At 56.9% G+C, this 12284-nt stretch carries 11 protein-coding genes and 1 pseudogene; 5 read left to right on the top strand and 7 right to left on the bottom strand.

Going from position 1 to position 12284, the window contains the following annotated elements:
- The 4 genes and pseudogenes from lysK to V7680_RS08805 all read left to right on the top strand — a co-directional run.
- A pseudogene (gene lysK / locus V7680_RS08820) lies at positions 1-640 on the top strand (lysine--tRNA ligase); the annotation flags it as partial.
- On the top strand, positions 637-1125 hold the full coding sequence (locus V7680_RS08815) for a DUF3291 domain-containing protein (protein ID WP_335652920.1): 489 nt from the start codon (positions 637-639) through the stop codon (positions 1123-1125). The pseudogene lysK and the gene V7680_RS08815, both read left to right, overlap by 4 nt.
- Positions 1125-1604: an asparaginase domain-containing protein gene (locus V7680_RS08810; protein WP_335652919.1), complete on the top strand. Its 480-nt coding sequence runs from the start codon at positions 1125-1127 to the stop codon at positions 1602-1604. Before V7680_RS08815 ends, V7680_RS08810 begins: the two co-directional genes overlap by 1 nt.
- A gap of 40 nt (positions 1605-1644) precedes the next feature.
- The gene (locus V7680_RS08805) at positions 1645-2184 is read left to right on the top strand and encodes a DUF1003 domain-containing protein (RefSeq protein WP_335652918.1); all 540 of its coding nucleotides are present in this window, start codon (positions 1645-1647) and stop codon (positions 2182-2184) included.
- Here V7680_RS08805 and V7680_RS08800 read toward each other — a convergent pair.
- Positions 2181-3242 (bottom strand): fatty acid desaturase family protein, encoded by a 1062-nt coding sequence (locus V7680_RS08800; protein WP_335652917.1) that lies wholly within the window; start codon positions 3240-3242, stop codon positions 2181-2183. The genes V7680_RS08805 and V7680_RS08800 overlap by 4 nt on opposite strands.
- A 152-nt stretch (positions 3243-3394) precedes the next feature.
- Here V7680_RS08800 and V7680_RS08795 point away from each other — a divergent pair, with 152 nt between their 5' ends.
- On the top strand, positions 3395-4819 hold the full coding sequence (locus V7680_RS08795) for a mechanosensitive ion channel family protein (RefSeq protein WP_335652916.1): 1425 nt from the start codon (positions 3395-3397) through the stop codon (positions 4817-4819).
- A gap of 1 nt (position 4820) precedes the next feature.
- Here V7680_RS08795 and argE read toward each other — a convergent pair whose 3' ends face one another.
- The 6 genes from argE to V7680_RS08765 form a co-directional block, all read right to left on the bottom strand.
- On the bottom strand, positions 4821-5984 hold the full coding sequence (gene argE / locus V7680_RS08790) for an acetylornithine deacetylase (protein ID WP_335652915.1): 1164 nt from the start codon (positions 5982-5984) through the stop codon (positions 4821-4823).
- Positions 5985-6397: 413 nt separating this feature from the next.
- Entirely contained in the window at positions 6398-6919 is a 522-nt protein-coding gene (locus V7680_RS08785) for a rhodanese-like domain-containing protein (protein WP_335652914.1), read from the bottom strand.
- Positions 6920-6997: 78 nt separating this feature from the next.
- On the bottom strand, positions 6998-7960 hold the full coding sequence (locus tag V7680_RS08780; protein ID WP_335652913.1) for a hypothetical protein: 963 nt from the start codon (positions 7958-7960) through the stop codon (positions 6998-7000).
- Positions 7961-8051: 91 nt separating this feature from the next.
- Positions 8052-9551 carry a DUF1570 domain-containing protein gene (locus V7680_RS08775; RefSeq protein ID WP_335652912.1) on the bottom strand — a complete coding sequence of 500 codons (1500 nt, stop codon included), beginning with the start codon at positions 9549-9551 and terminating at the stop codon, positions 8052-8054.
- Between the two features lie 73 nt (positions 9552-9624).
- Positions 9625-11457 carry a DUF885 domain-containing protein gene (locus V7680_RS08770; protein WP_335652911.1) on the bottom strand — a complete coding sequence of 611 codons (1833 nt, stop codon included), beginning with the start codon at positions 11455-11457 and terminating at the stop codon, positions 9625-9627.
- A gap of 123 nt (positions 11458-11580) precedes the next feature.
- Positions 11581-12282 carry a prolyl hydroxylase family protein gene (locus V7680_RS08765; protein ID WP_335652910.1) on the bottom strand — a complete coding sequence of 234 codons (702 nt, stop codon included), beginning with the start codon at positions 12280-12282 and terminating at the stop codon, positions 11581-11583.
- Positions 12283-12284: the final 2 nt, after the last annotated feature.

The following is a 12284-nucleotide window of genomic DNA, read 5'->3' as shown; positions in this document are numbered from 1 at the left end:
CGAGAACAGCCTGGCCTACTATATCTTCCGCGAACCCAAATCGGCCAAGCAATTGCACCTCGGCGTCATACCGAAAGCGGTCGACGAATATTTCCAGTCTCGCGCCCTCTGGCACGAACAGACGCCGGAAAAGCGGCTCGGCAATGCGGTCCATCATGTCCACAATGGTGATGTGCCGACGGACACTATCCCCGTGACATTCGGCCTGCTGCTTAATCTTGTCGGCGTGATGGGTGATGCCGATCGCGAGCAGATCTGGGGCTATTTGCGCCAATATGCGCCGGATGCGACATCGGAGAAATATCCCGATCTCGACGAGCTGATCGGCAATGCCATGGCCTATCACAAGGACTTCATCGCTCCGACATTGCAGCGCCGTACACCGGAAGGCGTCGAAGTGGCGGCGCTGGAGCGGTTGGATAGCGAACTGGGCGCATTGCCCGAGGATGCTGCTGCCGAGGATATCCAGACGATTGTCTATACGATCGGCAAGGAAGGTGGTTTCGACAATCTCCGTGACTGGTTCAAGGCGCTTTACGAGACCCTGCTCGGCTCTTCGCAAGGCCCGCGCATGGGTAGCTTCATTGCGCTTTATGGCATATCCAACACCCGCAAATTGATTGCGGAGGCTTTGACATGAGTGACTATCATCTGGCACAAATCAATATCGCGCGGTTCAAGCGGGCCAAGGACGATCCCGCCAATGCCGATTTCATGGACGCGCTTGATCCGGTCAATGCAGCGGCGGAAGCAGCCCCGGGCTTTGTCTGGCGTTTGACCGGCGAGGGCAATGATGCGGTGGATATTGACGCGGTACCCGGTGATCCGAATCTGGTGGTCAATATGTCGGTATGGGTCGATGTCGATTCCCTCGGCGCCTATGTCTACCGCAATGACCAGCATCTGGTGATCATGCGCCGCCGCAAGGAGTGGATGGAGCATATCGATGTCTATCAGGCGCTCTGGTGGGTGCCGGTTGGCCACGAACCGAGCGTGGCAGAAGGGTTGGCTGCGGTCGACCATCTTGCCGCTCACGGACCGACGGCCAAGGCCTTTACCTTTCGCCAGACCTTTGCTGCGCCGGATGGTACGCCGGCGGTTCCCGTACTGGACGAGTGCGCCTGATGATCGATATTTTCACCACCGGCGGCACGATCGATAAAATCTATTTCGATGCCTTGTCCGAATATCATATCGGCCCGACACCGCTGCCCGATATATTGGCCGAGAATAATGTCTATGTGCAGCATCGGGTGACGCAGCTGATGCGCAAGGACAGTCTGGAGCTGACCGATGCGGATCGTCTTGATATCCGCGCGGCGATTGTTGCCAGCGATGCTGACAAAATTCTCCTGACCCATGGCACCGATACGATGGTCCAGACCGGGCTTGTGCTGACAGATATCCCGGGCAAGACCATCGTGATAACCGGAGCAATGCAGCCCGCGACTTTGCGGATCAGCGACGCCGAATTCAACGTCGGTTTCGCGCTGGCCGCGACCCAGACATTGCCGCCCGGCGTCTATATCGCGATGAACGGAGAGATTTTCGACCCGGCAAAAACGCGCAAGGACCGCTCGGCACACCGGTTCATCAAGGACTAGGAATATTTCCGGCATATAGTCAAAGCGACGGGGATTTGAGATGGCAAAGCGTACGGTCGAGCAACTCAGCGAGCAACTGCTCGACAAGCCCTTGGCAGCCCTTTCCCCCGAGGAACGGGGGGTTCTCGAAGCGATTGTCTCCCGGCAAATCGTTGCGGATGACGCCGGAATTCTGGCAGACGAGCAAGCCAGTTTCGGTGAACGCCTGTCGGACCGGGTTGCCGCCGTTGGTGGTTCCTGGGCTTTCATCATCGCCTTCGCTGTTGTCCTGTTCGGCTGGATGCTGCTGAACTCGGAAGTATTGACCCGGTTCAATGCCGCCTTCGATCCCTATCCCTTCATTTTCCTCAACCTTCTGTTGTCGACCCTGGCCGCCATCCAGGCCCCGATCATCATGATGAGCCAGAACCGCGCCTCCAACAAGGACCGGATTGCGGCCGCCCATGATTATGAAGTCAATCTGCGCGCAGAAATCGACATCATCCGGCTGCACGAGAAAATGGATTTGCTGATGCTCGACAAAATGGCGAAGCTTGAAGCCGACCTTGTCGAGATCAGGGCCGCGGTTCGGTCGGCCTAGGCCGCAACCGGCCGCGTAACCGTCCGTAAAAGCTCGGCATAGCTGTTCGCGATCGTCATCCGCTCGCGATAACCTTTGGCGATCAGAAGCTGGTGCGCCTTTGGGAGATTATAGCAGGGCACGCCCATGAACAGGTGATGCTCGCAATGATAATTGACCCAATAAGGCGCGAAAGTCATCCGCATCAGCATATCGGCATGGGTCGTCCGGGCATGGCTGAATGGATCATTGCCGCCGGTCGTGGTGCAGGCATGTTCGGCGATATTGCGAATCCGCAGGATCAGCTGGAAACTGGTCGCCAGGGCGATGATCCAGATCAGGAAAGGAATGATGCCGATGGTCGCAAGACTGATCGCCAGAACCGCCAGCTGTACCAGCAGGAACCGCCCGACAGTCCGGGTTGTGCGTTTCGCGCCGTCGAGATTGACAACGGGCGCAGCCACCCCGGCAGCGCCGTTGCGGTTCAGTGGTGTGCCGGCTGACGTGTCCCGCTTGGCCGACGGTTCAGTATCAGTTGCACCGCTCAGCATCGCCTTGAGACCGTTCCATGCCACCGCGAACTGGTTACCGCGTTGCTTTAGAAACGTCTGGCCGGTGAGATCACGGATGATCTTGCGTTTCATGCTCGCCGGCGTGGTCGGGAAGGCCGCCGACAGGCCAAGATCGGGGTCCTCCGGCTGCTGGGTGAACCGGTGGTGGGTCAAATGATAGGCGCGATAGCTGTGCAGATCGCTGCCGGTCGCAGCACCGGTCAGCCACTGGCCAGCGAAATTATTGATTCTGCGCTTGGGGTGAAGCAGGCCATGGGCGGCTTCGTGCATCAGGATCGACAGGCCCAGCTGCCGGCTGCCGACCAGCGCGATCGCCACGGGTGAGGCGATCAGCCCGGCGAGCCAGTGCCATTGCCAGAGCAAAGCGGTCCCGCCCGTAATCAGCGCGACCATCAGCCAAGCGTGAAGCGAAAGCCACAGGCCGTGCCAGCGCGATACGCGGGTCAGCTCTGCCCACTCGTCACGGGCGAAAATCTCGTTCGGTTTTGCGGCCTTTACTGCGGGCATGGCGGTCCTCTCTTGGTCCCCAATATACCGGTTTTCTGAAGATTTTACAAATTTGTCGCCTGACGCTACGACATGCTTGGGGCAACGATTTCCGGTCTCGATGGTTGATGCCTTGATCATGCCAGGACCGGGATGAAAACTAGGGGGTCATAATGCAATACTGGCAATTGGGACGACGGTTTGATTCGGTGCGATTTGCCGCATTGGCCTGTTCGGTCTTTATGGTTTTGGTGCTTGTCGCGCCTTCGGCCCATGCCCAGATCGAACTCCCAGGCATCGAATCCCCAGCCGAACCTGTTGATCCGGAACCGGTTATCGAGGCGCAGACCAGTTCGCCCACCGATGCCGAGATAGAACAGCGGATCGAGGGCATCTTTGCCGAAATTGATGCCCTGAAAACCGTCGGGGTCAAGGTCGATGCCGGAGTGGTGGCGTTGACCGGCGATGTACCGGCACTGGCGGACGCCGATCGCGCGGAAAGCATTGCGGCCCGGGTGGCGGGCGTGGTCACCGTCGAAAATGCCTTGGAGCGCAACCTGAGAGTTGCGGATAATCTGCAGCCGGTCACCGCCAAACTGACAAACAATCTCCAGAAATTTCTCAATAGTCTGCCCCTGATAGGGATCGCGCTGGCCATCTTCATCCTGTTCTGGTTGTTGGGCCGGCTGTTCTCCGGGATGACCGGCCTGTGGCGCAAGATTGCCCCGAACATGTTCATGGCCGAGCTGATGGCGACCAGCATCCGCATCATCTTTGTCATTGTCGGTCTGATCATCGCTCTTGATGTGTTGCAGGCTACCGCGTTGATGGGCGCGATCCTCGGCGGCGCCGGCGTGCTCGGTCTGGCGATCGGTTTCGCGATCCGCGACACGGTCGACAATTATATCTCGAGCATCATGCTCTCGATCCGCCAGCCGTTTCGCGCCAACGACCATGTCATGATCGGCGACCGTGAGGGCCATGTCATCCGCCTGACCTCGCGGGCGACGATATTGATGACCCTCGACGGCAATCATCTGCGGATCCCCAACAGCACCGTGTTCAAGGCGGAGATACTCAATTACTCGACCAATCCGGAACGTCGCTTCGATTTTGAGCTGGGCGTCGATGCCGAGGACGACCCGCTGGCGGCGATGGCCATCGGCCTGGAGGCTCTTCGCAAACTGGCCTTCGTGCTTGATGATCCCGATGCGAGCGCTCGTCTCGAACAGGTTGGTGATTCCAATATCGTCATTCGTTTTCTTGGCTGGATTGATCAGACCCATAGCGATTTCTACAAGGCCCGCAGCATCGCCATCCGCGCGGTGATGACCGTGTTGGAGGCCGAGGGCTTTGGCCTGCCGGAGCCGATATACCGGCTGCGGTTTGACAGCGGGGCTCCGCTCGAAATTGCGCGCGCTGGCAAAAATGAAACCGGCGACATCAAGGCAGAGAGCAAACCGGCTCGCAAGGCGCCCCAACCGGATCTCGCTTTGGAAGATGTCAGCCTTGAAAATGACATCGGAAAAAAGGTAGCCGAAGAACGCGCTGCTGCCGGCGAGCAGGATATATTGGACGAAGCGCGGCCGATCGAGTGAGCTATGGGCGGGATAGTTCCTCCGCCAGCCTCTGCATGAAATCCGCGCCGCGTGCGAACTGGTCCACCGCCAGATATTCGTTCGGCTGGTGCGCCTGTTCGATCGATCCCGGGCCGCAGACCACGGTGGCAAAGCCGGCCTGCTGAAACTGTCCGGCCTCGGCGGCGTAGGAGACAACTCCCGCCGGACCATTGTCACCGGTCAGGCGGCGAACAAAATCTTCCGCTTCGCGTGAACCGCTTGGCGCCATTGGCGGGGCGTTGGATCGCCGGGTGATGGTGACGCCGGCGTTTGGGAAAGCCTGTTTCATCTCGCCATCCAGCGCGGCGATCTTGGCCTTGAACGGCGCCAGCACCGCTTCGGGATCGACATCCGGCGGGCAGCGCAGATCAAAGACGAAATGCGCCCGGCGAGCGAGGATATTGGGAGCGGTGCCACCTTCCATCCTGCCGATGGTCAGCGTCGCGTGGGGCGGGATGAAGGGCGATTCCGGATCACCCTGTTCCCAGAGCGTCCGCGCCAGTCCGGCCAATTCGTGCATCAGCTCGACCGCGACCATATTGGCGGACAGGCCGATATGGGGCAGGCTGCTATGGGCTTCATGGCCGAGGACCTCGACTTCGTGGACGGTGATCCCCTTATGCCCGTTGATCACCTTCATCATCGTCGGCTCGCCGATAATCGCCAGCGCCGGTTTCGGCAGTTTCGCCGCCATTTCATCGATCATCGCCGGCGCGCCGAGACAGCCGATTTCTTCATCATAGCTAAAAGCGAGATGAACCGGTTTCGCGCAGTCTTTGAACAGCGGCACAGCGGCCAGCGCCAGCGCGATAAAACCCTTCATATCGCAAGTCCCGCGCCCGTGGAGCAGCCCGTCCCGTTCGGTGACGGTCCATGGATCGCTATCCCAGTCCTGCCCGTCGATCGGTACGACATCGCTATGGCCGGAAAGAATGACCCCGCCTTCCACAGCGGGACCGACGCTGGCGTAGAGATTGGCCTTGGACGCATCAGCGTTGACGACGCGCGTCGATGAAACGCCGTGCTGTCCAAGATAATCCTCGACCCACGCGATCAGCTCGAGATTGCTGTTCCGCGAGGTGGTGTCGAAGGCGATCAGCTTGGCGAGAATATCGCGAGCGGCGGGGATCAGGGCGTTGGTCATAGGGCTATGAACTTTACACACTTTACAGTGTTATAAGAAAGAAAAGATACTGGCCCCAAAGGGACGGAAATTGGCGGGTTTTGCGGGGTCTTTTTAAATCCGGTCATAGGTGGTCGACTATCATAAACAGCGCAATGTAGGACAGGGAATTTTGTGCAGCCTTGGCATTGAAAGGGAGGGGTAGTGGCTCCAGTGTATTCCTTCTCCCGTGAGGGAGAAGGATACGGCGCCTTATCGCGCATGCGATTAGGCAAAGTCGGATGAGGGTGTTCTGTCGTTGATGGAGCGTGCGAAACCTGAGATCGAACACCCTCATCCAGCTGCGACTAAGCAGCAAGCTGCCAAGTCTGCGCATCCTTCTCCCTCACGGGAGAAGGTCAACCGAGCGGCCGGTATTATTGTTCCCGTAGTCTCTACAACCCCAAACCGTCACTCAACCACTGCACCTTCGGATCATTGAGGTCGACGATCGCGCCAAGCTCGTAAATGTTGCGATAGCCATAGCCATAGAGATTGATGAAGGTCGGGATGTTGAGCGCCAGCGGCGCGCGCTTGGTCATGATCGGGCGGATATTGTTGCTGAAATTATTGTTGCAGTAGATCAATATGTCCCGGTCCGGGTTTTCGCCGATCACTTCCAGTAATTTGGCATCGGTAAAATCGGAAAAGGGAAGATTGACCGCGCCCGCCATATGGCCTTCGGCAAAGGCAGCGGCTGAGCGGGTATCGAGAATGAGCGTTTCAGGCAGCGCCGCTCGCTGCCGGAATTCGGCTAGATCGATCAGTCTTTCTGCTCGAACCGCGGCGACTTCCTGACTCAGATCGAGAAAGCCGGGATAGTCAATCTGCGGCTCGCTATTGGGGGCAGCCTGCAGCGGCGCAACCGACAAAGCGGTTGCTGCACTCAGGGCCAGCGCCAATCCGGGATATCGCATGTCGGGTCTCCTCACAAAGAAGGTCAATATCCGTCAAATATTTTGAACCGGCGCTGAACCCGACAGGAGTCCTGTTATCTAGAGACTGGTTTCCGCCAGTTCGTCGGCGATGAAATCGAGCAGCTCGCTTTCCAGCGGATCAAGATTCTGGTCGGCGTGAATTTTTCCGTGCAGCCAGCTATTCTCGATCATGGTCAGCTTGCGCGCCTGTTCGACCGCGTTGATGTGACCGCATTCGGCATTTTTCTTGCCGAAGATATCGCTGCTGAAGACTTTCTTGAAAGTACCGCCGATGTCGGAATCTTTCATCCGGCCAAAGAAGCCTCCGACGCTGGCCTTGTTGCCGTCCATGAAGCTTTCCAGACGCGCCGCCTCTTCGCGGGACAGCATTTCATATTCACCGTAAGCCATCAGATAATTGCCGACCAGCTGCACGAACAATTTCGGCCAGTCTTTGCTATTCTCGCTGTTCAGCGTCGCGTCCTTGATCCGGAACAGCATATCGGCTTCGTTGCGGCTGATCCGGCCGGGGCCGTCGGATCCGGCAGCATAGCAGACGCGGCGCAATATCTGGACTTCGCTGTCGCTGATCGAACCGGGTTTCAGGGCTCCGCCATCGCGGGTCGGTCCCTTGCCGGTCAGAACCGTGTCTTCGATCTGTTTCAGCACATAGTCCTGCAGCATCTCTGGTGTGCCGGTGGCTCGTTCCATCGTGCGGACGAGCAGTTCCAGCTCTGCCGTCGATTCAATTTTGCCGTCATGGTCGACTTTTTGCATCAACCATTGGGCATTGTCATCGCTGATATAGCCTTTGGGGTGCGCCTGGTTCACCACATATTCGGTGATCGCGGCAACGAAAAACTCCAGCCATTCCTCGCTGGGATCGCTGCCGAGGTCGTTGATCTGGAACAACATATCGGCTTCATCGGAGCTGATAACACCGTTCGGCCAAATCTCTTTGCGCAGGGTCATGACATCCGCCGCGCTAATCGCCTGATTGGCTTTGATGGTCCCGATCAGTCCCGATATATCCATTTTCATCGCATTCATCCCACTGGTTCGGGACTGCGACTAGGCAAAAATGCTTAAAATGCGGTTAGTGCGATTTGGGTCGGGCGAGCGGTCGCGGTGTTCAAGATGGTTTTGCAGCCTCTTTCGCTTTTTCGTTAGCCTGGTCCATCAACGCCTGCGCGATATCGGTCATAGGCGACGGGTGAGGGTTGCTGGCTAGTGGTGCCAGAGTGGCAGCCGCTTGCGCGTATCTTTCGTCGGTCATTTGCTCGTTTGCGGTCAACCATCGCAACTGGGCGTCATATGGTGCCAATTCCAGCGCTCGTTCAAGTCCCAGCACAGCGATTTCCGGAGGCTCGATACCCTGCCCGCGATAGCTGAGATAATATTGCATCAATGGAATTGGATGATCATTTTCAATCTTGTTGACCTTTACGAATTGGCGGCGGACGGCTTTCCACGCGTCGTCGAGATCGTCGGCGTCGGCTGCGATGCGCGCCATAGCATAGCCTTTCTGAATGTGGGCATTAACCCGGAGCGGGTCCGCCGCGATAGCGCGATCCGCTGCTGCTATGGCTTCTGCGTCGTTACCTGCATCAAATTCCGCTTCCGCCAAGGCCGATTGTACGAACGGGACTTGCGGATATTTTGCACCTATAGTTCTCGCTTCGCCCAACAGCGCCACTGCCTGTTCCTCGTCCACTCCGCGTTTGGATTGGATCCGTATCGGCATCATCTCTGCCTCCGCAGCGTTTAGCGGGCGAATCCGGATCTCGCCGATTTTCAAATATTTGGGCGGGATATCATAGGCCGATATTTTGCGTTGCCGCAGATAGGACGCGAGATCCTTGTCCAGCAGCTCCAGATCGCCAAAGGCGTAAATTGCTGCATCGATCTCCGAATTTCCGCTGTTTAACAGGTTGAGATAGGTCGTCAGCTGTCCTTCGCGTTCTTTGGAGAAATGGAGCATGTGGTACAAGGCCCAGCTTTGTCCGTAAAAGCTGTCATAGCGTTTGGATTTATTGGCTTGATAGGCCTGGTTGTCGAGCAACTGCTCGATCGGCACGTCTTTCGCCATCACCAATTCATAGGCACGGTTTTTCGATGCCAAGCCTACGGCGACGCTGCCGTCTCGTCCGAATTTTGCAGAGCCGTAAAATTCCGCGAAACCTTCGCTTAACCAGCGAGGATAGCCGCGCGCGGACGAGCCGATGAGAAAATGATGGGCATATTCATGCAACAGTATCATTTCCGACAAGGAAAGTTCTTCTCGACCCGTCTTGATCCGCTGAACGATCGCAAGTGAGCCGCCTGCTCGCGGGACATAAAAACCCTGGAGATATTTGTTGTCCGTTCCTGCAAGTTCGCGAACATCTCGAGCGTTATCGACTGCATAGATTGTTACGCGATTGGACGGGCTTGGTTTGGTTGCCGGTCGCTTGAATAGGAAGCGCATGGTGTCGTGAAAGCGTTCCAGACGCTCGGCAAATTTTTGAATATCCGATTCCCGCTGATCAGAATATATCAGAAAATGATCGCTACTGGCCTCGTGCCAAGCTGCGTTTGCCGGCGCATGAAATACCAGCATTGAAATCCATAAACCCAGATAAATACGGATCATAAAAAGCCCCTTTACTTGATCCAGCATAGTTCGAAATCAAGTAAAGGGGCAAGAATTTGTTCGAAGTTATTTTTTAGCCTTGTGAAGCGACCCAATCGCGGATTTTCGACTCCAGAACCGTCATCGGCAGCGCGCCGGTGTTCAGCACCTGATCATGAAATTCGCGCGGGTCGAACTTGTCGCCGAGCGCGTCCTGGGCTTCTTTCTTCAGCCGCTGGATGGTCAGCGCGCCGATCTTGTAGGCCAGAGCCTGGGTCGGGATCGCGATATAGCGTTCGACTTCGGCAGTGGCATCGGTTTCGCCCATGCTGCTGTTGTCGAGCATATATTGGATCGCCTTTTCGCGGCTCCAGCCCTTGCTGTGCAGACCGGTATCGACGACCAGCCGCATCGCGCGGAGCATCTCGTCGTCGAGATGGCCGAAGCGCTGGTAAGGGTCATCATAAAGCTCCATCGGGAAGCCGAGCTTCTCTGCATAAAGTGCCCAGCCTTCGACAAAGGCGGTGTTGCCGCCAAAGCGCATGAAATTGGGCAGGTCGGCATTTTCCTGAGCCAGTGAAATCTGGAAGTGGTGGCCCGGTGCACCTTCGTGCAGATAGAGCGTGGTGATGCCCGAAGTGCTGCGCGAGGGCAGGTCATAAGCGTTGAAATAGAAGACGCCGGGACGCGAACCGTCGGGTGTGCCGCTCTGGTAGGAACCGCCGGCCTGGAATTTCTCGATCGATTCATCATAGGGACGAATTTCCAGCGGCGATTTTGGCAGAACCTTGAATTGCTCGCCAATCCTGGCATCGACCATCTTGCCCATGTCATAATAAGCCTGGGTCAGCGCCTCACGGGATTCCGGGTGGAATTGCTCATCGGTCCGCAGGAATTCGAAGAATTCGGAGAGGGTGCCGTCGAAACCGACCTCGGCCTTGATCTCTTCCATCTCGGTCTTGATCCGCGTCACTTCGCTGAGACCCAGATTGTGAACATAGTCGGCCTTGAGCGGCAGGGTGGTCGTATTCTCGATCATATTCTCATAGAGGATCGCTCCGCCCTTCATCTGCGACAGGCCGACTTCGGTGCGGGCGACGGGCAGATATTCGTTTTTCAGGAAATCATGCATGCGCTGATTGCCAGCGAAAATAGCTTTGGTGGCCGCTGTATATTCCTTGGTCAGGCGCTTCTTGTCGGCATCGCTGAAATCATCCGGGAAATTTTTGGTCGGTGCCATGAACGGGCTGTTTTCAAGACCAAGGCCATTTTGCGTGGCGAGCTGCTCGATCACGTTGGTGATCGTCAATTTGGTTTCGAGCACGCCGCTTTCCATGCCTTCGCGGAAGCGCCCGATCGAACGGTCGCCGATGACAATATATTCTTTGTGACGTTTGAGATTATCCTCGTAATTTTTCACCGTCTTGAACGGCGCGCCGCCCTTGCCGGAAGCAAAATTGGGATAGAAGGTGTGGAAACCGCTGAAATGATTGACCGGGCGGACGATGGTCAGGGACAATATCTCGTCGGAATAGCCTTTGAGCGCCTGCTCCTTGTTGCGCTTGAAGACGTCATAGGCGATCTTGTCGGTCGCGCTTAGCTTGTCGCGGTCGAGTTTCAGCAACGCGGCGAGTTGTGATTGCTCGGCGGCTTTTTCGCCGGCAAAATATTCGTCCGAAATATAGTCACCAAGCTGGTCGGCATAGCGTTCGTCACCGCGGAACAATGCGCCGATCGGATTGCGTTTCAATTCGTCTTCGTCGCTCGCAGCGAACAGGGCCTTCAACTTCTCGCCTTCGGTCATCTCCGCTTCTGCGTGATGCTCCATCGCCGATGCGCTGGCCACGGCAAGCGGCTGGGCGGTCGCGACGCTGCCAAGGGCAAGCAGGCTGGTGCCGACGAGAAGAGCGAGAGGTTTCTTGATCATATTAGGTTCCTATCCAAAACTGTTGTGTCCAGCTAACACGGTAAAGTATCGCTCGCAACGATTTCGCCAATCAATCAATGTCGTTGGTCGAAGCCAGTCGTTTGTTGATCGGAGTTCCGGCTTCTAGCGGACCCAGGCCTTTTGCCACTCGTTGAGGCGGAACCATTTGGTGATGATATATTTGGTTCCCGCGTCGACCGGTGTTCCGGCGTGCAGTGTGTCGATATTGGGTTTGCCGTCGCGGCTCATATTATTCCAGATCAGCAGCATACCGCGGCGCGGTTCGACCTGATATTGCAACTGCGGGAAAGCGGTCGCGCCACCCTTTTCCGGCTCGTTGAGATAGGCCATCGCGGTCCAGGTACGCTGGCCGCCATTAGGTCCTTCATATTGCCAGTATTTCTCGGTCTCGTGAAAATAGTCGTGATGGTCCTTGAACTGCTGTCCGACCTGATAGCGCTGGCCCTGGAGGACTTCGCTATGGGATTGCGGCAGGCCCATCAGGTCGCAAATCATCTTGTCGATCCGGCGGATGTCCGGGTCATTTGGATCGACATTGCAGCTGTAGCTGGTGCGATAGCCTTCGCGCTCGGTGCCTTCGTAAAGCGTCGAGGGCTGGCTATCGCTGTCGATCATGTCGATGAGAAGGTCGCAATCAGCATCGCTGATAAAATTCTGGCAGACATAGAGTTGCACATAGGGGCTTTCCAGCCACTGGACCCGGGGATGGGCGTTCAGCGTTTCGGTAACCTGCCGGCCCAGCGCGGCTATCCGCTGCGGGCTGGCATAACGTTCGATCTGCTTTTTGGAAAAGACCCGGGCCATGC

The sequence above is a fragment of the Parasphingorhabdus sp. genome, assembly GCF_036963705.1.
Classification (GTDB): Bacteria; Pseudomonadota; Alphaproteobacteria; order Sphingomonadales; family Sphingomonadaceae; genus Parasphingorhabdus.
This window is presented reverse-complemented; position numbering and strand designations above follow the sequence as displayed.